General features: G+C 72.8%; 25 protein-coding genes. 7 read left to right on the top strand and 18 right to left on the bottom strand.

What is annotated here, in order from left to right:
• Window positions 1-6: 6 nt before the first annotated feature.
• The 5 genes from ACIRPU_RS32685 to ACIRPU_RS32665 are packed head-to-tail and all read left to right on the top strand — an operon-like array spanning window position 7 to window position 5,474.
• Window positions 7-1,194 (top strand): ADP-ribosylglycohydrolase family protein, encoded by a 1,188-nt coding sequence (locus tag ACIRPU_RS32685; RefSeq protein ID WP_403873833.1) that lies wholly within the window; start codon window positions 7-9, stop codon window positions 1,192-1,194.
• Window positions 1,182-2,561, top strand: coding sequence for an ADP-ribosylglycohydrolase family protein (locus ACIRPU_RS32680; RefSeq protein WP_403873830.1), 1,380 nt, complete (start codon window positions 1,182-1,184; stop codon window positions 2,559-2,561). Before ACIRPU_RS32685 ends, ACIRPU_RS32680 begins: the two co-directional genes overlap by 13 nt.
• A complete protein-coding gene (rbsK, locus tag ACIRPU_RS32675; protein ID WP_403873827.1) occupies window positions 2,558-3,451 on the top strand; it encodes a ribokinase in 894 nt (297 codons plus the stop codon). The genes ACIRPU_RS32680 and rbsK overlap by 4 nt, the downstream gene beginning before the upstream one ends.
• Window positions 3,448-4,644, top strand: coding sequence for a CaiB/BaiF CoA transferase family protein (locus tag ACIRPU_RS32670; protein WP_403873823.1), 1,197 nt, complete (start codon window positions 3,448-3,450; stop codon window positions 4,642-4,644). The genes rbsK and ACIRPU_RS32670 overlap by 4 nt, the downstream gene beginning before the upstream one ends.
• On the top strand, window positions 4,641-5,474 hold the full coding sequence (locus ACIRPU_RS32665) for an HpcH/HpaI aldolase/citrate lyase family protein (RefSeq protein WP_403873820.1): 834 nt from the start codon (window positions 4,641-4,643) through the stop codon (window positions 5,472-5,474). Before ACIRPU_RS32670 ends, ACIRPU_RS32665 begins: the two co-directional genes overlap by 4 nt.
• An 80-nt stretch (window positions 5,475-5,554) precedes the next feature.
• Here the strand turns inward: ACIRPU_RS32665 and lgt are convergent, their stop codons facing one another.
• The 11 genes from lgt to hisI all read right to left on the bottom strand — a co-directional run bounded on the left by lgt (window position 5,555) and on the right by hisI (window position 14,775).
• Window positions 5,555-6,736 carry a prolipoprotein diacylglyceryl transferase gene (gene lgt, locus ACIRPU_RS32660; protein WP_403873817.1) on the bottom strand — a complete coding sequence of 394 codons (1,182 nt, stop codon included), beginning with the start codon at window positions 6,734-6,736 and terminating at the stop codon, window positions 5,555-5,557.
• A 94-nt stretch (window positions 6,737-6,830) separates the two neighbouring features.
• Complete coding sequence (locus ACIRPU_RS32655; RefSeq protein ID WP_355707139.1) at window positions 6,831-7,607, bottom strand: thioredoxin domain-containing protein; 777 nt, start codon at window positions 7,605-7,607, stop codon at window positions 6,831-6,833.
• A gap of 103 nt (window positions 7,608-7,710) precedes the next feature.
• A complete protein-coding gene (gene trpA / locus ACIRPU_RS32650) occupies window positions 7,711-8,547 on the bottom strand; it encodes a tryptophan synthase subunit alpha (protein ID WP_403873814.1) in 837 nt (278 codons plus the stop codon).
• Window positions 8,544-9,827 (bottom strand): tryptophan synthase subunit beta, encoded by a 1,284-nt coding sequence (gene trpB, locus ACIRPU_RS32645; RefSeq protein WP_403873811.1) that lies wholly within the window; start codon window positions 9,825-9,827, stop codon window positions 8,544-8,546. Before trpB ends, trpA begins: the two co-directional genes overlap by 4 nt.
• 56 nt (window positions 9,828-9,883) lie before the next feature.
• On the bottom strand, window positions 9,884-10,126 hold the full coding sequence (gene trpM, locus ACIRPU_RS32640) for a tryptophan biosynthesis modulator TrpM (RefSeq protein ID WP_384118711.1): 243 nt from the start codon (window positions 10,124-10,126) through the stop codon (window positions 9,884-9,886).
• Window positions 10,127-10,148: 22 nt separating this feature from the next.
• A complete protein-coding gene (trpC, locus tag ACIRPU_RS32635; RefSeq protein ID WP_351752472.1) occupies window positions 10,149-10,958 on the bottom strand; it encodes an indole-3-glycerol phosphate synthase TrpC in 810 nt (269 codons plus the stop codon).
• A 195-nt stretch (window positions 10,959-11,153) separates the two neighbouring features.
• A complete protein-coding gene (locus ACIRPU_RS32630; protein WP_403873807.1) occupies window positions 11,154-11,612 on the bottom strand; it encodes a DUF2752 domain-containing protein in 459 nt (152 codons plus the stop codon).
• 102 nt (window positions 11,613-11,714) lie between these two features.
• Complete coding sequence (locus ACIRPU_RS32625; RefSeq protein ID WP_384118708.1) at window positions 11,715-11,966, bottom strand: HGxxPAAW family protein; 252 nt, start codon at window positions 11,964-11,966, stop codon at window positions 11,715-11,717.
• Between the two features lie 167 nt (window positions 11,967-12,133).
• A complete protein-coding gene (locus ACIRPU_RS32620; protein WP_403873804.1) occupies window positions 12,134-12,784 on the bottom strand; it encodes a TIGR02234 family membrane protein in 651 nt (216 codons plus the stop codon).
• 93 nt (window positions 12,785-12,877) lie between these two features.
• Window positions 12,878-14,371, bottom strand: coding sequence for an anthranilate synthase component I (locus ACIRPU_RS32615; RefSeq protein WP_403873801.1), 1,494 nt, complete (start codon window positions 14,369-14,371; stop codon window positions 12,878-12,880).
• A gap of 11 nt (window positions 14,372-14,382) precedes the next feature.
• On the bottom strand, window positions 14,383-14,775 hold the full coding sequence (hisI, locus tag ACIRPU_RS32610; RefSeq protein WP_385554699.1) for a phosphoribosyl-AMP cyclohydrolase: 393 nt from the start codon (window positions 14,773-14,775) through the stop codon (window positions 14,383-14,385).
• Window positions 14,776-14,858: 83 nt separating this feature from the next.
• On the opposite strand from hisI, the gene ACIRPU_RS32605 reads away from it, so the two are divergent.
• A complete protein-coding gene (locus ACIRPU_RS32605) occupies window positions 14,859-15,494 on the top strand; it encodes a TIGR03085 family metal-binding protein (RefSeq protein ID WP_403873798.1) in 636 nt (211 codons plus the stop codon).
• A gap of 11 nt (window positions 15,495-15,505) precedes the next feature.
• The gene (locus ACIRPU_RS32600) at window positions 15,506-15,904 is read left to right on the top strand and encodes a VOC family protein (protein WP_403873795.1); all 399 of its coding nucleotides are present in this window, start codon (window positions 15,506-15,508) and stop codon (window positions 15,902-15,904) included.
• A gap of 6 nt (window positions 15,905-15,910) precedes the next feature.
• Here the strand turns inward: ACIRPU_RS32600 and ACIRPU_RS32595 are convergent, their stop codons facing one another.
• The 7 genes from ACIRPU_RS32595 to ACIRPU_RS32565 all read right to left on the bottom strand — a co-directional run bounded on the left by ACIRPU_RS32595 (window position 15,911) and on the right by ACIRPU_RS32565 (window position 20,749).
• The gene (locus ACIRPU_RS32595) at window positions 15,911-17,236 is read right to left on the bottom strand and encodes an MFS transporter (RefSeq protein WP_403873911.1); all 1,326 of its coding nucleotides are present in this window, start codon (window positions 17,234-17,236) and stop codon (window positions 15,911-15,913) included.
• 116 nt (window positions 17,237-17,352) lie between these two features.
• Window positions 17,353-17,940, bottom strand: coding sequence for a transcriptional regulator (locus ACIRPU_RS32590; RefSeq protein WP_171396694.1), 588 nt, complete (start codon window positions 17,938-17,940; stop codon window positions 17,353-17,355).
• Window positions 17,941-18,065: 125 nt separating this feature from the next.
• Window positions 18,066-18,821, bottom strand: coding sequence for an imidazole glycerol phosphate synthase subunit HisF (gene hisF, locus ACIRPU_RS32585; RefSeq protein WP_385554705.1), 756 nt, complete (start codon window positions 18,819-18,821; stop codon window positions 18,066-18,068).
• A complete protein-coding gene (locus ACIRPU_RS32580; protein WP_355707127.1) occupies window positions 18,818-19,216 on the bottom strand; it encodes a RidA family protein in 399 nt (132 codons plus the stop codon). The genes hisF and ACIRPU_RS32580 overlap by 4 nt, the downstream gene beginning before the upstream one ends.
• Window positions 19,213-19,938 carry a bifunctional 1-(5-phosphoribosyl)-5-((5-phosphoribosylamino)methylideneamino)imidazole-4-carboxamide isomerase/phosphoribosylanthranilate isomerase PriA gene (priA, locus tag ACIRPU_RS32575; RefSeq protein ID WP_384118699.1) on the bottom strand — a complete coding sequence of 242 codons (726 nt, stop codon included), beginning with the start codon at window positions 19,936-19,938 and terminating at the stop codon, window positions 19,213-19,215. The genes ACIRPU_RS32580 and priA overlap by 4 nt, the downstream gene beginning before the upstream one ends.
• Complete coding sequence (gene hisH / locus ACIRPU_RS32570) at window positions 19,935-20,588, bottom strand: imidazole glycerol phosphate synthase subunit HisH (protein ID WP_403873790.1); 654 nt, start codon at window positions 20,586-20,588, stop codon at window positions 19,935-19,937. Before hisH ends, priA begins: the two co-directional genes overlap by 4 nt.
• Window positions 20,585-20,749 (bottom strand): hypothetical protein, encoded by a 165-nt coding sequence (locus tag ACIRPU_RS32565; RefSeq protein WP_355707124.1) that lies wholly within the window; start codon window positions 20,747-20,749, stop codon window positions 20,585-20,587. The genes hisH and ACIRPU_RS32565 overlap by 4 nt, the downstream gene beginning before the upstream one ends.
• Window position 20,750 lies beyond the last annotated feature (1 nt).

The raw sequence follows: 20,750 nt of genomic DNA, 5'->3' as shown, positions 1-20,750 counted from the left end.
CGGGGCATGACGCCCAAAGCGCAAGAAAGCAGTAGCAGAAGCGGCGGCGGAACCCTGGAAGACCGCATCACCGCCGCCCTCGTCGGCGCGGCCGTCGGCGACGCGCTCGGCGGCCCCGTCGAGGGCTACTCCCCCGAGCAGATCCTCCAGCGGCACGGCAGCCGGGTCCACGGCATCGTCGGTCCCTGGAACGGCGACGACTGGCGCACCGCCCGCCCCATCGCCCCGTACCACAAGGGCGACGGCCACGTCACCGACGACACCTTGATGACCCACGCGCTGATCAGGGTCTACGCCACGGTCCGCGATCACCTGGACGCCTACGCGATCGCCGACCACCTGGTCCCGGACCTGTTGACGACCCCCCGCTGGATCCCGGAGCTGGAGGCGGAGGCACTCCCCCTCCAGCGGATCTTCCTGGCGGAGAAATGGCTGGTGGCAAGGCTCCACTACGGGCATGTGGACCCTCGTGAGGCAGGCGTCGGCAACATCGTCAACTGCGGTGCGGCGATGTACATGGCCCCGGTGGGACTGGTCAACGCGGCCAACCCGGCGGGCGCGTACGCCGAAGCGCTGGACATCGCCGGCGCCCACCAGTCGTCGTACGGCCGTGAGGCGGCGGGAGTCTTCGCGGCGGCGGTGGCGGCCGCGTGCGCGCCGGGCGCGACGGCGGACTCCGTCGTCGCGGCCTGTCTGGCCCTGGCGCAGGACGGGACCCGCACCGCGATCGAGAAGGTCTGCGAAGCGGCGGCCCGGCACACCGACTTCGAGTCGGCGCTGGCGCCGCTCCGGGAGGCGGTGACGCCGTACGACACCGTCGGCCCCGACTACCGCCGGCCCTCCCTGGCCGCCCGCCGCCCGTCCCGCCTGCACGCGATCGAGGAACTCCCCGTCGCCCTGGGCATGTTGCTGGTGGCCGACGGCGACTACCGGCAGACGGTCCTGGGCGCGGTCAACTACGGCCGCGACTGCGATTCGATCGCGACGATGGCGGGAGCGGTGGCCGGCGCCCTCGGCTCGCCGGTCCCCGACGAGTGGTCGAAGCAGGTCGCCGAGGCCAGCCGTCTCGACCTCTGGCAGCCCGCGGCGGCGCTCACCGAGGTCACCCGGGAGATCTTCGACCGCGACGTCCAGCACCGCCGCACGCACGAGCGGGCGTTCTCCGCGATCGGAGGCCCGCGATGCTCCGACTGACCTGGGTCCAGCCCGAGGACCTCCTCGGCCACGAACTGCGCCAGGCGGCGCAGGACGGCCGGGAGCCGTGGGCGATCGCCGCACGCTGGAAGGCGGCCGGCGGCTGCGAGGCCCCGCCGCGGGCCGGCGCGTCCCCCCAGCGGGCCTCGCGCTATCTGCGCCTCCTCGCGGACGACCTCCTGGACGAACTGGCCGACCTGCCCAGCAGGTTGACGGAACACGAGCCGACCGGACTGGAGAGGATCAGGGCCCTGTGCCCGCAGTGGCCGAGCCGGCCGGCCGGCGCGCGCACGCAGGCCCCCACCCCGGCCGGCCTGGAAGCGGCCTGGCTGGGCCGGGCCGTCGGCTGCCTCCTGGGCAAACCGGTGGAGAAACTCCCCCTGGACGCCGTCCGCCAACTCGCCCGGTCCACCGGCAACTGGCCCCTCACCGGCTACTTCACCGCCCGTGGAGTCCCCGAGCCCCTCCTCGAGGCGCACCCCTGGAACCGCCGCTCGGCGACCACCTCCCTCGCCGAGAACATCGACGGCATGCCCGAGGACGACGACCTCAACTACCCGCTCCTCAACCTCCTCCTGCTCCAACGCCACGGCAGGGACTTCACCACCACGGACGTGGCCCGGCTCTGGCTGGACGAACTCCCGGCGGGCCGCACCTTCACCGCCGAACGCCTCGCCCTGCGCAACCTCCTCGCCGGCATCGAGCCCCCTCACACCGCCCGCCACCGCAACCCCTTCCGCGAATGGATCGGCGCCCTCATCCGCGCCGACGTCCACGGCTGGACCAACCCCGGGGACCCGGCCGCCGCGGCCGAGCAGGCCCACCGCGACGCCACCCTCACGCACACCGCCAACGGCGTCTACGCGGCGATGTTCACGGCGGCCACCATCGCCGCCGCCGCGACCGGCGCCCATGACGTCCACGCCTGTCTGCGCACCGGTCTGACCGTCGTCCCGCCCCGCTCCCGCCTCGCGCAGGCCGTCACCCACGCCGTCCGGCACGCCGAAGAACACCCCGACTTCGACACCGTGGTCGACGAACTGCACGCCGCCCACAAGGCGCACCACTGGGTCCACGCCATCCCCAACACCGCCCTGATCGCCGCCGCCCTCACCCACGCGGACGGCGACTTCACCGGCTCCGTAGGCCGTGCCGTGTCCGGCGGCCTGGACACCGATTCGGCCGGCGCCACGGCCGGCGGGATCGCCGCCCTGCTCGTCGGCGACCCGACCGCCCTGCCCGACCACTGGACGGCCCCCCTCAAGAACCGCCTGGCCACCTCCGTCGCCGACCTCAACGGCGTCGGCTTCGACACCCTGGCCCACCTCACCTGGTCCCTCATCCCCCGGGAGGCTTCCCAGCCATGACCGACATCGTCGTGCTCGGCAGCACGAACATGGACCTCGTCGCCTACGTCGAGAAGCCCCCACAGCGCGGGGAGACCGTGACGGGACGGGAGTTCCGTACGATCCCCGGCGGCAAGGGCGCCAACCAGGCGGTCGCCGCCGCCCGCGCGGGCGCCACCGTGTCGATGATCGGCGCCGTCGGCAACGACGCCTTCGGCACCCGGCTGCGCTCCACCCTGGAGCACTCCGGCGTGAACACCGACCATCTGCGCACCGTCGAGAGCCCCTCCGGCACCGCGCACATCGTCGTCGACGACGAGGGCGGCAACGCGATCGTGGTCGTCCCCGGCGCGAACGGCACCGTCGACCACCTCGTCCCCGGCGACGAGGTCCTCATCTCCTCCGCCGACGCCCTCCTGCTCCAGCTCGAAGTCCCCCTCGCCGCGGTCGTCGCGGGCGCCCGGGCGGCCCGCGCCCACGGCGTCCGGACGATCCTCACCCCGGCCCCCGCCCAGCCGCTTCCACCCGAACTCCTCACGGTCATCGACCTGTTGGTCCCCAACGAGCACGAGGCGGCCACGCTCACCGGCCGCACCGACCCGCGCGAGGCGGCCACCGCCCTGCTGGACAGCGTGCCGGAGGTGGTCATCACGCTCGGCTCGTCCGGCAGCCTGTACGCGACCCGGGGAGAGCGGCCGCTGACCGTGCCCGCCCCGCGCGTCACCGCCGTCGACTCGACCGGCGCGGGCGACACCTTCGTCGGCGCCCTCGCGGTCGCGCTCGGCGAGGGGCGGCCCATGCGGGAGGCACTGGCCTGGGCGTCCGCGGCGGCGGCCCTGTCGGTCCAACGGCCGGGCGCCTCCGCCTCCATGCCCTACCGCTCCGAGATCGAGACGCAGTACGCGTCATGAGCGAGAAGACCACCCCCCTGCACGGTGTCCGCGTCCTCGACCTGGCCACCCTCTTCGCCGGCCCCCTCGCCGCCACCATGCTCGGCGACTTCGGCGCGGAGGTCATCAAGGTCGAGCACCCCACCCAGCCGGACCCCTCCCGGGGCCACGGCCCGTCGAAGGACGGCGTGGGCCTGTGGTGGAAGCTCCTCGGCCGCAACAAGCGCACCATCACCCTCGACCTCTCCCGGCCCGGCGGCCGCGCCACCCTGCTGCGCCTCGCCGCCACCGCCGACGTGATCATCGAGAACTTCCGCCCCGGCACCCTGGAGAAGTGGGACCTCGGCTGGGACGCGCTGTCGGCGGCCAACCCCCGCCTGGTCCTCACCCGGGTCACCGCCTTCGGCCAGTTCGGCCCGTACGCGCACCGCCCCGGCTTCGGCACCCTCGCCGAGGCGATGAGCGGGTTCGCGGCGATCACCGGCGAACCTGACGCGTCCCCGACCCTCCCGCCCTTCGGCCTGGCCGACTCGATCGCCGGTCTGGCCACCGCCTACGCCGTCATGACGGCCCTCGCCGCCCGCAGCCGCACGGGCGAGGGACAGGTCGTCGACATGGCGATCATCGAACCCATCCTCACCGTCCTCGGCCCCCAGCCGCTCTGGTACGACCAGCTGGGATACGTCCAGGCCCGCACCGGCAACCGGTCCGCCAACAACGCACCGCGCAACACCTACCGCACGGCCGACGGGAACTGGGTCGCCGTCTCGACGTCGGCCCAGTCGATCGCGGAGCGGGTGATGCGCCTGGTCGGCCGCCCCGATCTGATCGACGAGCCCTGGTTCGCGACCGGCGCCGACCGGGCCGCCCACGCCGACCTGCTCGACGACGCGGTCGGCAGCTGGATCGCCGCCCGCAGCCGCACCGACGTCCTCGCCGCCTTCGAGAAGGCGGAGGCGGCGATCGCCCCGATCCAGGACGTACGGGACGTGATGGAGGACCCTCAGTACCAGGCCCTCGACACGATCACCGCGGTCGACGACCCGGAACTGGGCCGGATCCGCATGCAGAACGTCCTCTTCCGGCTCTCCTCGACCCCCGGCGCGATCCGCTGGACCGGCCGCCCGCACGGCGCCGACACGGAGGAGGTCCTGACCGAACTGGGCCTGACCACGGCCGAGCTGGCATCCCTCCGCGAGGCGGGCGCCCTATGAAGAAGACCCCTCTGACCTGGCTCTATGTCCCAGGTGACCGCCCGGAGACCGTCACCAAGGCCCTCGCCTGCGGCGCCGACGTCGTCATCGTCGACCTCGAGGACGCGGTCGCCCCGGACCGCAAGGAGTACGCCCGCACGGCCACCGCCGAACGCCTGCGCGAGCCCCAGCCGGTCCCGGTCCACGTCCGGGTGAACGCCCTGGACAGCCCCTTCGCCGCGGCGGACCTGCGCACGATGGCCGCCCTGCCCGGGGTCGCCGCCCTGCGCCTGCCGAAAGTGACGTCCCCGCACCAGATCACCCGGGTCGCCGAGACCGTGCCGCCCGCGGACCATGGAGCCACCCCTCTCCACGCCCTCCTGGAAACAGCCCTCGGCGTCGAACACGCCTACGCCATCGCCTGCGCCCACCCCTCGCTGCGCGGCATCGCCCTCGGCGAGGCGGACCTACGCGCCGACCTGGGCATCCGTGACGACGCGGGCCTCGACTGGTCCCGCGCCCGGGTCGTGGTCGCCGCCCGGGCCGCGGGTCTGGCGCCGCCACCCCAGTCGGTGCACCCCGACATCCGCGACCTGGAGGGCCTGGCCACCAGCTGCGCCCACGGCCGCCGCCTCGGTTTCCTCGGCCGCGCCGCCATCCACCCCCGCCAGCTCCCGATCATCGAACGGGCCTACCTGCCCACCCAGCACGAGCTGGAGGAAGCCGAGACGATCGTGAAGGCGGCGGCCGCCGAGCAGGGCGCCCAGGCCCTGCCGGACGGCCGCTTCATCGACGCGGCCGTGGTGGCGATGGCACAACGCACCCTGTCCCTGGCGGCCCGCGGGGACTGACCCCGCCACGCCACGCACACAGACGACGAGGGCGCCCGGCAGACCCCGGGCGCCCTCGTCGTCGTACGAACGACCAGCCGTCAGCTCTTCTTGCCGGCCGACTCGGCCCCGTCCTTGACCTCGTCCTTCACCCCGGTCGCGTCCTCGGCCTTCGCGGCCGACTTCCCGGCCTCGCCCTTCACGCCCGCATCGGCCTTGACGTCGGCGGAGGCCTTGGCATCGGCTGAGACCTTGGCGCCGGCGGAGGTCTTGGTGCCGGCGTCGGTCTTGGCGTCGGTTTTCGCGCCAGCCTCGCCCTTCGCTTCGGCGTCGGTTCCGGCCTTGGCTTCGCCGTCACCCTTGGCGTCGGTCTTCGCGTCGGCGTCGGCGCCGGCCGCAGCCTCGGCCTCGGTCGCGTCCTTCGACTCGCCCTCGCCGTCGGCTTCCGTCCCACCGCCGGAGGCATCCGCACCCGGCTCGACCACCGCTTCGCGCCCCGGCCGCTTCTTCGCCGAGATCACGATGTAGATCACCGCGAGCAGGAACACGACCATCGCGGTCCAGTCGTTCAGCCGCAGGCCCAGGATGTGGTGGGCGTCGTCGACCCGCATGTACTCGATCCACGCGCGGCCCACGCAGTACGCGGCGACGTACAGCGCGAAGGCCCGTCCGTGCCCGAGCTTGAAGCGGCGGTCGGCCCAGATGACCAGGAGCGCGACGCCGACGCACCACAGCGACTCGTACAGGAACGTCGGGTGGTAGTAGCCGGGCACCCGGCCGTCCGCCGAGGACGTGATGTGCAGCGCCCAGGGGAGGTCGGTCTGCTTGCCGTACAGCTCCTGGTTGAACCAGTTGCCCCAGCGGCCGATCGCCTGGGCGAGAGCGATACCGGGCGCGATGGCGTCGGCGTACGCGGGCAGGGCGATGCCCCGGCGGCGACAGCCGATCCACGCGCCCACCGCGCCGAGTGCGATAGCGCCCCAGATACCGAGGCCGCCCTCCCAGACCTTGAAGGCGTCCACCCAGTCACGGCCCTCGCTGAAGTACAGCTCGTAGTCCGTGATCACGTGGTAGAGCCGGCCGCCGACCAGGCCGAAGGGCACCGCCCAGACGGAGATGTCGGCCACCGTGCCGGCCTGCCCGCCGCGGGCGACCCAGCGCCTGTTGCCGAGCCAGACCGCGACGAAGACGCCGATGATGATGCAGAACGCGTAGCCGCGCAGCGGAACGGGGCCGAGATACAGCACCCCGTGCGACGGGCTGGGAATGTAGGCAAGTTCCATGGCAGGGTCGACGCTACCGTGCCGGACCGGGCCGACGACGGGCAGCCCGGCTACGGCTCCATAACGGGCGGGTGTGCAGGGGCCTCACCCCCGGTCACCCTTTGTCGGCATCCTCCACCATCTGCTTCAGCTTCGCCGGCGTCATCGACTGGTCGGCGTAGATGTTCTTGCCGTTGAAGAGCACGGTCGGAGTGCCGCCGAAATGGCCGTTCTGGAAGGCCTGGTTGGACTTCGCGACCCAGCTGTTGTGCGTGCCGTCCTCGACACAGGTACGGAACGCGGGCGTGTCGAGGCCGTCGACCTTGGCCGCGAGCCCGATGAGCTTGCTGTTCTCCGCGAAGGCGTCGTCCGTCTCCACCGGCTGGTTCTCGTACAGCACGTCGTGGTACGCGGGGAACTTCCCGGCGTCCTGTGCGCAGGCCGCCGCGTTGGCCGCGTTACGGGAGCCGCTGCCGCCCATGTTGCCGTCGATGAGCGTGGCCAGGTGGTACTCGACCCTGAGCTTCCCGGCGTCCGTCAGCTCGTGGATCGTGGGGCGGTACGCCGTCTCGAAGGCCTTGCAGGCCGGGCAGCGGAAGTCCTCCCACACGGTGAGCGTGGACTTGGCGCCGTCCTTGCCGACAGGGATCGCGAGCGCGTCCTCGCCCTGCGCCCCCGAGGGCGCCACGACCGGGCCCGCCTTGTCGCTGCTGTCGTCCTTGCCGGAGTTCGCCGCGACGACCCCGATCACCGCCGCCAGACCCAGGACGCAGACGACGCTCGACGCGACGATCAGCGTCCGCCGTCGCCGCTCCACGGCCTTCTGTTTCTCTCGCTCGTCCGCCAGCCGCTCCCTGGCAGTGCGCTTTCCCGCACGATTCTTCTCGCTCACACCCCCAGAACGAACCGGGGAGGCGCATTGCGCCTCCCCGACCCCAGGTCCACCCGTTCGAGTGACCCGGAGAATTATCACGCTCTGTTACGCCGGTCCCCGGTCACGCCTGTCGGCGCACGCCCTTCGCCAGCTCGCCCGCGAGCTCGCGCACCGCCTCGACGCCGGCCGCGTCGTCCGGCGCGTCCAGCATCCGCTTGACGAAGGCCGAGCCCACGATCACGCCGTCGGCGAAGCCGGCCACCTCGGCGGCCTGCGCGGCGTCGGAGACGCCGAGGCCGACGCAGACGGGCAGGCCGGTGCCGGTGGCCCGGGTCCGCTCGACCAGGTCCTGGGCCTGCGCGCCCACCGACGCACGGGTGCCGGTGACCCCCATCAGCGAGGCGGCGTAGACGAAGCCGCTGCCCGCCTCGGTGATCTGCGCGAGCCGCGCGTCCTGGCTGCTCGGCGCCACGACGAAGATCGTCGCGAGGCCGTGCTTGTGGGCGTGCTCCCTCCACAGCGCCGACTCCTGGACCGGCAGATCGGGCAGGATGCAGCCCGCGCCGCCCGCCTCGGCCAGCTCGGCGGTGAAGCGCTCGACGCCGTAGCGGTCGATCGGGTTCCAGTAGGTCATGACGAGGATCGGCTTCCCGGTGGCCTCGAAGGCCTCCCGGACCGTCCGCATGACGTCCGCGATCCGCACCCCGCCGCGCAGGGCGATGTCGTCGGCGGTCTGGATGACCGGGCCGTCGAGGACGGGGTCGCTGTGCGGCAGACCGACCTCGACGACGTCCGCGCCACCGTCGATGACGGCCTTGATCGCCTCGATGCCGCCGTCCACGGTCGGGAACCCGGCCGGGAGGTAGGCGATGAGCGCGGCGCGGCCCTCGGCCTTGGCGTCGGCGAGGGTGTCCGCCAGCAGCCCGCTCTTCCCACCGGTGAATTCGGCCCCGCTCACTTGGCGTCCCCCTCGATCTCGGCGGTGTCGGCCGTGTTGGCGGCGACCTCGGCGTCGGTTTCGTACAGGCCGAAGTAGCGGGCGGCCGTGTCCATGTCCTTGTCGCCGCGGCCGGAGAGGTTGACGACGATCAGCCCGTCCTTGCCGAGCTCCTTGCCGACCTCCAGGGCCCCGGCCAGCGCGTGCGCGCTCTCGATGGCCGGAATGATGCCCTCGGTGCGCGACAGCAGACGCAGCGCCTGCATGGCCGCGTCGTCGGTGACCGCGCGGTACTCGGCGCGGCCGCTGTCCTTGAGGTAGGAGTGCTCGGGGCCGATGCCCGGGTAGTCCAGGCCGGCCGAGATGGAGTACGGCTCGGTGATCTGGCCCTCGTCGTCCTGGAGGACGTAGGAGCGCGAGCCGTGCAGGATGCCGGGTTCGCCCGCGGTGAGGGTCGCCGCGTGCTCGCCGGTCTCGATGCCGTGACCGGCCGGCTCGCAGCCGATGAGCCGGACGCCTGCGTCCGGGATGAAGGCGTGGAAGAGGCCGATGGCGTTGGAGCCGCCGCCGACGCAGGCGACCGCCGCGTCGGGGAGGCGTCCGGCGCGCTCCAGGATCTGGCGGCGGGCCTCGACGCCGATGACGCGGTGGAAGTCGCGCACCATCGCCGGGAAGGGGTGCGGTCCGGCGACCGTGCCGAAGAGGTAGTGGGTGCGGTCGACGTTGGCGACCCAGTCGCGGAAGGCCTCGTTGATGGCGTCCTTCAGCGTGCGGCTGCCGGACTTCACGGCCACGACCTCGGCGCCCAGCATGCGCATGCGCGCCACGTTGAGGGCCTGGCGCCGGGTGTCGATCTCGCCCATGTAGATCGTGCACTCGAGCCCGAAGAGGGCGCAGGCGGTGGCCGTCGCCACGCCGTGCTGGCCGGCGCCGGTCTCGGCGATCACGCGGGTCTTGCCCATGCGCCGGGTGAGCAGCGCCTGCCCGAGCACGTTGTTGATCTTGTGGGAGCCGGTGTGGTTGAGGTCCTCGCGCTTGAGGAACACCCGGGCGCCGCCGGCGTGTTCGGCGAACCTCGGCACCTCGGTGAGGGAGCTGGGCCGGCCGGTGTAGTGCACGAGCAGGTCGTCGAGCTCGCGGGCGAACTCGGGGTCGTGCTTGGCCTTGTCGTACTCGACGGCGACCTCGTCCACGGCGGCGACGAGGGCCTCCGGGATGAACTTGCCGCCGAACGCGCCGAAGTAGCCCTCGGCGCTGGGGATCTGACCCTCGGGGTCGGGAATGAAGAACTCGCTGGGCATGCGGAAACCTCACGGTGAGTGTGTGTCGGGCACTGTCGCCGTGGGGGCAGGGACGGTCAGTCGGCTGCGGGACCGTCGTGGCCGGTCGCGCCCGCGCGGCGGTGGCCGCACATCCGAAGGAGCCCCGCGCCCCTGACGGGGCGCTGCCATCGCATGCCGTTCACCTGGCCGGGTTCGTCTCCGATGACGTACCGCACGCGCCGGCCGTGCACCCGGCGGGCGGGCGCGCGGCAGCCACGGGGGCGGCAGCCGCGCGCGAGGCGGGCGTACCTGTCCATGGCCGTCGTCGTGGGTGTCATCGGCGCCGATCCTACCGGCTGATCAGCCGCGGCCGTGTCGGAGCGCGGGGTGCTCGCCCGCCGCCACCAGGTCGGCCACCGCCGTCTTCGGGTCGCGTCCCGTCACCAGGGACTCGCCGACCAGGACCGCGTCGGCGCCGGCGTTGGCGTACGCGATGAGGTCGTGCGGGCCCCGGACGCCGGACTCGGCGACGCTGACGACGTGGGACGGGATCTCGGGCGCGATGCGCTCGAAGGTGCCTCGGTCGACCTCGAGGGTCTTCAGGTTGCGCGCGTTGACGCCGATCACCTTGGCGCCCGCGTCGACCGCGCGCTCCACCTCGTCCTCGTCGTGGACCTCGACGAGCGGGGTGAGGCCGATGGAGACGGCTCGCTCGATCAGCGACTCGAGGGCCGGCTGCTCGAGGGCGGCCACGATCAGCAGCGCGAGGTCGGCGCCGTACGCGCGGGCCTCCCACAGCTGGTACGAGGTGACGATGAAGTCCTTGCGCAGCACGGGGATGTCGACCCGCGCGCGGACCGCCTCGAGGTCGGCGAGGGAGCCGCCGAAGCGGCGCTGTTCGGTGAGGACGGAGATGACGGCCGCGCCGCCCGCCTCGTAGTCCGCGGCCAGTCCGGCCGGGTCGGCGATCGCGGCCAGCGCGCCCTTGGACGGGCTGGAGCGCTTGACCTCGCAGATGACCTTGACGCCGTCGCCCCGGAGCGCGGCCACGCCGTCCTTGGCGGCGGGGGCCTTCGCCGCGCGCTCCTTGAGCTCGTCGAGGCTGACGCGCGCCTGCCGCTCCGCGAGGTCGGCACGGACTCCGTCGATGATCTCGTCGAGCACACTCACGCGAGCGGCCCCCTTCCAGACGGTGGAGAGACGGTGGACAGTTCCAGCGACCAGTGAGAAAAGGTGGTCACTGCGATGGTATCCGGAGGAAGGCGAAGGCCTCACATCCGGTTGACGGCGGTCCCTCCCCCGCCCTCGAACAAGCTTCGCACGCTCGGCCGGGAGGTGCCCCCATACTGGACATTCGCCCGTTGATCAAGGATGCAGCCAGCCACCGAACGGCAGGTTCCGGACAACCGTGAAGACCAGCAGGAACGCGCCCAGCGTCCACAGCTGCACCGTGCTGGGCTCCACGCGCGCGGGACGTCCGCGCACCGCACGGACCACCCAGACGGTCCACACCACCGCGAAGCCGAGATAGCCGACGACGGCCAGTGCGTTGTCGTGCAGGGCGGCGGCGAAGTCCCCGTGCACGAAGGCGTGCGCGCTGCGCAGACCGCCGCAGCCCGGGCAGTACAGGCCCGTGATGCGCAGGAGGGGGCAGACCGGGTAGTGGCCGGGCTCGTTGGGGTCGACGGTCCCGACGTACGCGAAGGCGCCGGCGACGGCCGTGAGGATCCCGGCGGGCACCGCGAGTCGTCCGAGCACGGTTCCCGGGGGTGTCCGGGGCGTCCGGGGTGTCACCCGCTGGCTGTCGGCGTTCACGCCTCGCATTGTGCCCCGCCGGGGCGCCACGCGCGCGTGAGGGGCGGCCGGTGTGCACCGGGGCCGCCCCTCACGAGGTCCCGCGGACGTCCTGCCGAGGTCGGACGGGTCTCAGACCTCGACGCCCGCCGGCTCACGGGTCGCCGTGACCTGGTGCACCGGGTGGGCTTCCTTCGGCATGCCGAGGCCCATCGCGCGCATGATGCCGCCGACGACACCGCCGAGGGCCACGATCACCATGCCGGCCCAGAAGCCGAGCGGCTCGGCCATCACCATGAACGCGCCCGCGACGGTGAACCCGATGAAGACGATGGTGACGCCGGTCCAGGCGGCCGGGGTGTGTCCGTGGCTGCTGCCCGCCATGACTTGCTCCTCATTGCTGTCTCTGTGTCCGTCCGAGCCGGACGCTCGTCGTCCATTGTCCCGTACCCATGGGCGTCGCGGACGCGGGGGTGGGCTCCGATCGCGTCTGATTCACCACATCGGGAACCGGGCGACCGGACGCGGACCGGGCTGCCCGCGCGCTCGTGTCAGGCGGGATCCGCGCCCGTCGGGTCCTCGCCCCGGTCCAGGGCCTTCCACAGGTCCTCGGGCCGGTCCGGGTCGACGGGCTTGGCGGCGCGTCGGGGCCGCGGGGTGCCGTCGCGTTCGTAGCGGCCGGACATCGTGGGCCACAGGCGGCCGTAGCGCAGGGCGAGCAGGCCGGCCAGGAGGATCAGGGCGCCGCCCACGGCCGCGGCGTAGGGCCAGGCGGTGTGGCTGAAGGAGGCGACGGTCGCCGAGGTGTCGCCGGAGGCGCGGGCGGCCTGCTCGTCGAGCGCGGAGCCGTCGGACGCGCCGAGCAGGGCGGCGGCCGTGATGCCGGCGCCGGAGAGCGCGAGCAACGCGGAGACCGCGAAGCGGCCGGTCCTGCGGACGGCGAAGACGGCGACGAGCGCGGCGAGGGCCGCTATGGCGAGCGCCGCGGGCACGCCCGTGACGTCGCTGCCCCTGGCGGTCAGCGGGAAGGCGCCGCCGGCCACCGTGGCCGTGCCCTCCGACCAGCGCTGCCGGGTGGACAGCAGGGTCACTGCCGAGCCCAGCGCGCCGAACAGCAGGGCGAGCGCGAGGCTCCGGCGGCCGGCCCCGGCGGGGGCGGCGGCTTCGGATCGGGGGTGCGGAACGGCAGTCACGTACTCCACTATCGCCTGAACCCCGGGCGAACCGTCACCCGGGGTTCACGTGAGACGCGTCCTATCTTCGGCATGCGCCCCGGCCGTCTGCCCGGAAGCGCCCTATTTCGCCAGTCGGTTGGCGGTGTGGACGGCGCGCAGGACCGCCGCCGCCTTGTTGCGGCACTCCTGGTCCTCGGCGACCGGGTCGGAGTCGGCGACGATGCCCGCGCCGGCCTGGACGTAGGCGGTGCCGTCGCGCAGGAGGGCCGTGCGGATGGCGATGGCGGTGTCGGAGTCGCCCGCGAAGTCCAGGTAGCCCACGCAGCCGCCGTACAGGCCGCGTCGGGACGGCTCCAGTTCGTCGATGATCTGCATGGCACGCGGCTTGGGGGCGCCGGAGAGGGTGCCGGCGGGGAAGCAGGCGGTGAGGACGTCGAAGGCGGTGCGGCCCGCCGCGACCTTCCCGGTGACCGTCGAGACGATGTGCATCACGTGCGAGTACCGCTCGACGGACATGAAGTCGACGACCTCGACCGAGCCCGGTTCGCAGACCCGGCCCAGGTCGTTGCGGCCGAGGTCGACCAGCATGAGGTGCTCGGCGCGCTCCTTGGGGTCGGCGAGCAGTTCGTCGGCGAGGGCCTGGTCCTCCTGCGGGGTGGCCCCGCGGTGCCGGGTGCCGGCGATGGGGTGGACCATGGCGTGCCCGTCCTCGACCTTGACGAGGGCTTCCGGGGAGGAGCCCACGACGTCGAAGGCCGCTCCGTCCCCGTGGGGGAAGCGGAACAGGTACATGTACGGGGAGGGGTTCGTCGCCCGCAGCACCCGGTAGACGTCCAGCGCGCTCGCGGTGCACGCCGTCTCGAAGCGCTGGGAGGGGACGACCTGGAAGGCCTCGCCCGCGCGGATGCGCTCCTTGATGTCCTCGACGGCCTCCTGGAAGTCGGGGCCGCCCCACAGGGCGCTGTACTCGGGGAGTTCGGAGGGCGGGAGGACGGCCGGGGGCTGGGCGACCGGGCGGGAGAGGTCGGCCTCCATGGCGTCCAGCCGGGCCACCGCGTCCGTGTAGGCCTCGTCGACGCCGGTGTCGAGGTCGTTGTGGTTGATCGCGTTGGCGATCAGCAGGACGGAGCCCTCCCAGTGGTCCATGACGGCGAGGTCGCTGGTCAGGAGCATGGTCAGCTCGGGCAGCCGCAGGTCGTCGCGGTCGCCGGGGCCGATCTTCTCCAGGCGGCGCACGATGTCGTAGCCGAGGTAGCCGACCATGCCGCCGGTGAAGGGCGGCAGGCCCTCCTCGTGGGGGGTGTGGAGGGTCTCGATGGTGGCGCGCAGGGCGGCGAGCGGGTCGCCGTCCCGGGGGACGCCCACGGGCGGGGTGCCGAGCCAGTGGGCCTGGCCGTCGAGCGAGGTGAGCGTGGCGGCGCTGCGGACGCCCACGAAGGAGTACCGGGACCAGGAGCGGCCGTTCTCCGCGGACTCCAGCAGGAAGGTGCCGGTGCGCTCGGCGGCGAGCTTGCGGTAGAGCGCGACCGGGGTGTCGCCGTCGGCGAGGAGCTTGCGGGTGACCGGAATGACGCGGCGGTCGGTGGCCAGCTTGCGGAACGTCTCGAGGTCCATGGCGGCTGACCTTACTGATCCGTGGCGGGTACGCCGGAATCGGCGTTCTCGATCAGGACATCGGCGTCGAAGCAGGTGCGCGCGCCGGTGTGGCAGGCGGCGCCCACCTGGTCGACCTTGACGAGCACGGTGTCGGCGTCGCAGTCGAGGGCCACGGACCTGACCCACTGGAAGTGGCCGGAGGTGTCGCCCTTGACCCAGTACTCCCGGCGGCTGCGCGACCAGTAGGTGCAGCGGCCGGTGGTGAGCGTGCGATGCAGCGCCTCGTCGTCCATCCAGCCGAGCATGAGCACCTCACCGGTGTCGTACTGCTGGGCGATGGCGGGAACGAGTCCGTCGGCGCTGCGCTTGAGGCGGGCGGCGATCTCGGGGGCGAGGCTGCTGGGCGGGGGCGTGCTGGTCATGTCCGCCATTGTGCCGCGCGCCACTGACAGTGACGGGGTCGTGTCCACTGGGCGGACCTTCTCCTCGGTCGTAGGCTGACGGCATGTCGACCTTCGCCAAGCGTGAACGACTCCTTCTCGCCGACCTCTTGGAAACGGCGGGCCCCGAGGCTCCGACCCTGTGCGAGGGCTGGCAGACCCGGGATCTGGCCGCGCACGTGGTGGTGCGCGAGCGCCGCCCGGACGCCGCCGGGGGCATCCTGATCAAGCAGCTCGCGTCCCGTCTGGACAAGGTGATGGAGGAGTTCGCCGCCAAGCCGTACGAGGAGCTGATCCAGCTGATCCGCACGGGTCCGCCGCGCTTCTCGCCCTTCCAGCTCAAGCAGCTCGACGAGGCGTCCAACACGATCGAGTTCTACGTCCACACCGAGGACGTCCGTCGCGCCCGGCCCGAGTGGACACCGCGCGCGCTCGACCCGGTCTTCCAGGACGCCCTGTGGTCCCGCCTGGAGCGCACCGCCCGTCTGATGGGCCGCGGCACCCCGACCGGTCTGGTGCTGCGGCGCCCGGACGGCCGTACGGCGGTCGCCAACCGGGGCACGCCGGTCGTGACGGCCACCGGGGAGCCGTCGGAGCTGCTGCTCTTCCTGTACGGCCGGCAGAGCGCCGCCGAGGTGGAGCTGGACGGCGAGAAGGAGGCGATCACCAGGCTGCACGGCGGCAAACAGCTCGGGATCTGAGAGGACCGCACATGATCAAGGTCGCCATGACGAGCGTGTACGTCGACGACGTCACGAAGGCCCACGCGTTCTACACCGAGGTCCTGGGGTTCGAGACGCGTCTGCACATGGATCTCGGGGAGGGCACGCTGTTCGTCACCGTGGGCGCGGCGGAAGGGGCCCAGCGGGATCTCCAGCTGCTGCTGGAGCCCGGCCAGGGCCCCATCGCGGAGCCGTACCGGGCGGCCCTGCGGGAGGCGGGGCTGCCGTGCATCGTCTTCTCGGTCGACGACCTCGACGCGGAGTACGCGCGGCTGCGGGGGCTGGGCGTGCGCTTCACCCATCCCCCGCAGGATCAGGGGCCGGTCGTCGCGGCCGTCCTGGACGACACGGTGGGCAACCTGGTGCAGCTGGCCCAGCCGAAGGGGTGAGGGGGGTCAGCGGGGCAGCTCGGCGCGGCGCAGGTGCCCGAAGCACAGGATCACCACGCCTCCGAGCCCGCAGACCGCCGCGCTGACGACGAAGACCGGGCCGGTGCCCCAGACGCCGATGGCCGCGGCGGACAACGGCATGCCGAGCGGAGCGAGTCCGAGGCTGACGAGACTCGCGACGGCGGTGACGCGGCCCAGGTAGGCGGGGTCCGACTGGGTCTGCAGCAGGGCCGCGCACAGGGCGCCGCTGAGTCCGGCGAGCAGCCCGACGAGTACGGCGGTGCCGACGGCCGCGAAGACGCCCGGCGCGAAGGCGAGGGCGCCGATCGCGACGGAGCCCGCGAGGATCGCGTGGGCCGCGACCTGCCCGGCGTGCGGCACGCGCCCGCGCACGGCCAGCAGCAGAGAGGCTGCCCCCGCGCCGGCGCCGAACCCGGCGAGCGTCCAGCCCATCCCGGCGGCGCCCCAGCCGCGTTCGTCGGCGAGCAGGGCCAGTCCCACGTTGAGCGGCCCGACGAAGCCGAGGTCACCGAGCGCGATGACCAGCATCAGCGGGGCGAGAACACGGTGACCGCGGACGTAGCGCAGACCCCCCACCAGATCCCGCCAGGCGGTACCGCCGCGGGCCGCGGCCGGCTCGCCGGACGGCTCGCGAGGCCCGACGGCCCCGGACTGCTCCTCGGCACTCCCGCGGGCCCCCGCCGCGTCGCCGACGGCCGGCTCCGACGGGCCGACAGCGTCCACCGCGTCGACGCCGGGCCGCTCCCCCGTCCCGAGGAGTCCCGTCCCGACGGCCCCCGTCCTGTCGTCGTCCGTCGGCAGTTCCCGTATGCGTACGGACACCAGCAGGGGTATCGACACGGCGATCAGCAGCGCGGCCAGTCCGAAGGCGGTGGCCGCACCGCCCAGGGCCACCGCGAGACCGCCGACCGGGCCGCCGACGACGCTCGCCAACCGGGCCCCGAGGCCCCGCATGCCCTGCACGCGCGCGAGTTGGCCCCGGGCGGTCACGCGCGCGGGGAGGGCCCCCACGGCCGGCAGGAACATGGCGTCGACCGTGCCGAAGGCCACGGCGAGCGCCGCCAGCGGCCACAGCCCGGGGTCGGTGGAGAAGAACAGGACGGCCATGGTGAGGACGGCCGCGCAGCGCACGGCGTCACTGCCGATGACCACCCGGCGCGGCCCGAACCGGTCGGCGATCACTCCCCCGCCGAGCATCAGCAGCGCCCGCGGCACGGCGCTCACCGTCATCACCAGGCCCGCCTGCGCGGGGGAACCGGCGCGGACGGCCGCCCAGGACAGCGCGAGGTAGTAGACGTTGTCGCCGATCATCGAGGCCGTGTAGGCGGCGAGCCAGCGCAGGACGTTGCCGTCGCGGTGGGCGGGGCGCTCGGCGTCGGCCCGTGCGGAGGTGACGGGCGCGGTGACGGTCACGGAGGTGGCCTCTCTCAGGTGCGGAACGGGAATCCGTACACGTGCAGCGCGACGTTCTCCCGCCCCTCGGTGTCGCCTGCTGCGTCGGCGGCCCGGCCCTTCTCGTCGTACTTCTTGGCGAGAGCCAGCAGTTCCTCGCCCAGTTCGGCCAGTTCGGCCGCGGTCAGGCGCAGGAGGGACTCGTTGTCGGGGGCCGCGGCGTTCCACTCGGGTCGCCAGGTGGGCCGCTCGTCGAGGTACCGGCGGTACATGTCGGCCCGCTGCTCGTGGAAGAGCCGGGTGGCCGCCAGGTGCGCCGCCGCACGCTCCGGCGCGTCCCGGAAGTCCTTGTCGCGGATGCTCACGCCGTCCGAGGAAGGCTGCCACCAGCGTTCGCGGCCGTCGGCGCTCTGCGTCCCGGCCTCCTCGATGAGGCCGTGCTCGGCGAGTTTGCGCAGGTGGTAGCTGACCAGGGACACGGCCTCGTCCACCTGGTCGGCCAGCTGCGAGGCGGTGGCCTTGCGGGCCACGCACAGTCCCCGGTACAGCTGCATGCGCAACGGGTGGGCCAGGGCCTTCAGCGTGCCCAGGTCCGTGATGGGCCGGTTCTCTTCGCGAGCCATAACCCCACCGTAGATACGAAAGAAAAGTTGCGCAATAAGTTTTGCGCAATTTCTCTTTCGCATCTACGGAAGCGAGAGCCCCGGCAGCCCTGGGGCGACCGGGGCCCGCTCCGCGGCCGGCGGTGTCACCTCACCGGGTGACCCGCCCCCCGCAGCGCGTCCTTGACCTGGCCGATCCGCAGATCGCCGAAGTGGAACACCGACGCGGCGAGCACCGCGTCCGCGCCCGCCTCGACGGCCGGCGGGAAGTCGGCGAGCTTGCCGGCGCCGCCGGAGGCGATCACCGGGACCGTCACGTGCCTCCGCACGGCGGCGATCATCTCCAGGTCGTAGCCGTCCTTCGTGCCGTCCGCGTCCATCGAGTTGAGCAGGATCTCGCCCGCGCCCAGCTCGGCCGCCCGGTGCGCCCACTCGATCGCGTCGATGCCGGTGCCCGTGCGGCCGCCGTGGGTCGTCACCTCGAAGGTCCCCGCGGGGGTCCGCCGGGCGTCCACCGAGAGCACCAGCACCTGGCTGCCGAACCGCTCGGCGATCTCCTTGATCAGCTCCGGGCGGGCGATGGCGGCCGTGTTGACGCCCACCTTGTCCGCCCCGGCCCGCAGCAGCTTGTCGACGTCCTCGGGGGTGCGCACCCCGCCGCCGACGGTCAGCGGGATGAAGACCTGCTCGGCGGTGCGGCGCACCACGTCGTAGGTCGTCTCGCGGTTGCCCGACGAGGCGGTGATGTCCAGGAACGTCAGCTCGTCGGCGCCTTCGGCGTCGTACACCTTGGCCATCTCGACGGGGTCGCCCGCGTCACGCAGGTTCTGGAAGTTGACGCCCTTGACGACCCGGCCGTTGTCCACGTCCAGGCAGGGGATGACTCGTACGGCGAGGGTCATGCCGAGGACCCTCCTCGATAGGCCTCCACCTCGACCTCGACGACCAGGCTGGGGTCCACGAGGCCGGAGACGATGAGCATGGACGCGGCGGGCCGGACGGACTCGAACAGCTCCTTGTGGGCGCGTCCGACGTCGTCCACGTCCCGCGCGTGGGTGAGGTACAGGCGCGTGCGCACGACGTCGTCGCGCCCGAGGCCCAGCTGCTCCAGCGCCGCGAACGCGACGTTGAAGGCGTTGACCGTCTGCTCGTAGGGACCGCCTCCGGCGATCTCGCCGTCCACGATCGAGGTGCAGCCGGAGACCAGCACCAGGCCGTTCGGCAGCTCCACCGCGCGGGAGTACCCGAAGGTCTCCTCCCAGGGCGCGCCGGTCGTGATGCGTCGGACCTCGCTCACTTGGCGACCGCCTCCAGAGCCTCTTCCAGGGTGAACGCCTTGGCGTACAGGGCCTTGCCGACGATGGAGCCCTCGACGCCGAGGGGCACCAGCTCGGCGATGGCCCGCAGGTCGTCGAGGGAGGACACGCCGCCCGACGCCACGACCGGCCGGTCCGTCACGGCGCACACGTTCTTCAAGAGCTCCAGGTTCGGGCCCTGGAGCGTGCCGTCCTTGGCGATGTCGGTGACGACGTAACGCGCGCAGCCCTCCTTGTCGAGACGCGCCAGCGTCTCGTAGAGGTCGCCGCCGTCGCGGGTCCAGCCGCGGCCGCGCAGGGTCGTGCCCCGTACGTCCAGGCCGACCGCGATCTTGTCGCCGTGCTCGGCGATGACCTTGGCGACCCACTCGGGGGTCTCCAGGGCGGCCGTGCCCAGGTTCACCCGGGTGCAGCCGGTGGCCAGGGCGGCGGCGAGGGTGTCGTCGTCGCGGATGCCGCCGGACAGCTCCACCTTGATGTCCATGGCCTTGGCCACCTCAGCGATCAGGGCCCGGTTGTCGCCGGTGCCGAACGCGGCGTCCAGGTCGACCAGGTGCAGCCACTCGGCGCCCGAGCGCTGCCAGGCGAGGGCGGCCTCGAGCGGGGAGCCGTAGGAGGTCTCGGTGCCCGACTCGCCGTGCACGAGGCGGACGGCCTGGCCGTCGCGGACGTCGACGGCGGGGAGGAGTTCGAGCTTGCTCACAGTGTTCCGATCCAGTTGGTGAGGAGCTGGGCTCCGGCGTCGCCGGACTTCTCGGGGTGGAACTGCGTGGCCCACAGGGCGCCGTTCTCCACGGCGGCCACGAACGGCTTGCCGTGCGTCGACCAGGTCACCTTCGGCGCCCGCAGCAGCGGGTTGCGCACGTCGAGGGACCAGTCCTGTACGGCGTAGGAGTGCACGAAGTAGAACCGCGCGTCCGCGTCCAGTCCGGCGAACAGCTCGGAGTCGGCCGGAGCGTCGACGGTGTTCCAGCCCATGTGGGGCACGATCTCGGCCTGGAGCGGCTCGACCGCGCCGGGCCACTCGTCGAGGCCCTCGGTCTCCACGCCGTGCTCGATGCCCCGCGCGAACAGGATCTGCATACCGACGCAGATGCCCATCACCGGGCGCCCGCCGGACAGCCTGCGGCCGATGATCCAGTCGCCGCGGGCCTCCTTCAGGCCTCGCATGCAGGCGGCGAAGGCGCCGACGCCCGGCACCAGCAGCCCGTCGGCGTTCATGGCCGTGTCGAAGTCACGTGTGATCTCGACGTCGGCCCCGGTGCGCGCGAGGGCCCGCTCGGCGGAACGGACGTTGCCGAAGCCGTAGTCGAAGACGACGACCTTCTTCGGGCTTCTCGGGGCGGCGCTCAATTCCACACCTCCAGCCGTACGACGCCGGCGACGAGGCACATCGCGGCGCCGATCGAGAGCAGCACGATCAGGCTCTTCGGCATCTGTTGCTTGACGAAGGAGTAGATGCCGCCGGCCAGGAAGAGGCCGACGACGATCAGGATGGTCGACAGTCCGCTCATG

Source organism: Streptomyces sp. NPDC102259 (genome assembly GCF_044766465.1).
In the GTDB taxonomy this organism is placed as follows: Bacteria; Actinomycetota; Actinomycetes; order Streptomycetales; family Streptomycetaceae; genus Streptomyces.
Note: the sequence above shows the minus strand (reverse complement) of the source record. Positions and strands in the feature narration are given on the sequence as shown.

Excerpts from the sequence above, each read along its gene's own strand:
- ACIRPU_RS32630 (WP_403873807.1), bottom strand. The coding sequence starts at position 11,612 with ATGCGAGGCGTGAACGCCGACAGCCAGCGGGTGACACCCCGGACGCCC.
- ACIRPU_RS32600 (WP_403873795.1), top strand. The coding sequence starts at position 15,506 with ATGATCAAGGTCGCCATGACGAGCGTGTACGTCGACGACGTCACGAAG.
- hisF (WP_385554705.1), bottom strand. The coding sequence starts at position 18,821 with ATGACCCTCGCCGTACGAGTCATCCCCTGCCTGGACGTGGACAACGGC.
- hisI (WP_385554699.1), bottom strand. The coding sequence starts at position 14,775 with ATGACCAGCACGCCCCCGCCCAGCAGCCTCGCCCCCGAGATCGCCGCC.
- ACIRPU_RS32625 (WP_384118708.1), bottom strand. The coding sequence starts at position 11,966 with ATGGCGGGCAGCAGCCACGGACACACCCCGGCCGCCTGGACCGGCGTC.
- ACIRPU_RS32565 (WP_355707124.1), bottom strand. The coding sequence starts at position 20,749 with ATGAGCGGACTGTCGACCATCCTGATCGTCGTCGGCCTCTTCCTGGCC.
- ACIRPU_RS32605 (WP_403873798.1), top strand. The coding sequence starts at position 14,859 with ATGTCGACCTTCGCCAAGCGTGAACGACTCCTTCTCGCCGACCTCTTG.
- ACIRPU_RS32615 (WP_403873801.1), bottom strand. The coding sequence starts at position 14,371 with ATGGACCTCGAGACGTTCCGCAAGCTGGCCACCGACCGCCGCGTCATT.
- ACIRPU_RS32590 (WP_171396694.1), bottom strand. The coding sequence starts at position 17,940 with ATGGCTCGCGAAGAGAACCGGCCCATCACGGACCTGGGCACGCTGAAG.
- rbsK (WP_403873827.1), top strand. The coding sequence starts at position 2,558 with ATGACCGACATCGTCGTGCTCGGCAGCACGAACATGGACCTCGTCGCC.
- ACIRPU_RS32595 (WP_403873911.1), bottom strand. The coding sequence starts at position 17,236 with ATGATCGGCGACAACGTCTACTACCTCGCGCTGTCCTGGGCGGCCGTC.
- ACIRPU_RS32685 (WP_403873833.1), top strand. The coding sequence starts at position 7 with ATGACGCCCAAAGCGCAAGAAAGCAGTAGCAGAAGCGGCGGCGGAACC.
- trpB (WP_403873811.1), bottom strand. The coding sequence starts at position 9,827 with ATGCCCAGCGAGTTCTTCATTCCCGACCCCGAGGGTCAGATCCCCAGC.
- lgt (WP_403873817.1), bottom strand. The coding sequence starts at position 6,736 with ATGGAACTTGCCTACATTCCCAGCCCGTCGCACGGGGTGCTGTATCTC.
- ACIRPU_RS32670 (WP_403873823.1), top strand. The coding sequence starts at position 3,448 with ATGAGCGAGAAGACCACCCCCCTGCACGGTGTCCGCGTCCTCGACCTG.
- trpM (WP_384118711.1), bottom strand. The coding sequence starts at position 10,126 with ATGACACCCACGACGACGGCCATGGACAGGTACGCCCGCCTCGCGCGC.
- ACIRPU_RS32665 (WP_403873820.1), top strand. The coding sequence starts at position 4,641 with ATGAAGAAGACCCCTCTGACCTGGCTCTATGTCCCAGGTGACCGCCCG.
- ACIRPU_RS32680 (WP_403873830.1), top strand. The coding sequence starts at position 1,182 with ATGCTCCGACTGACCTGGGTCCAGCCCGAGGACCTCCTCGGCCACGAA.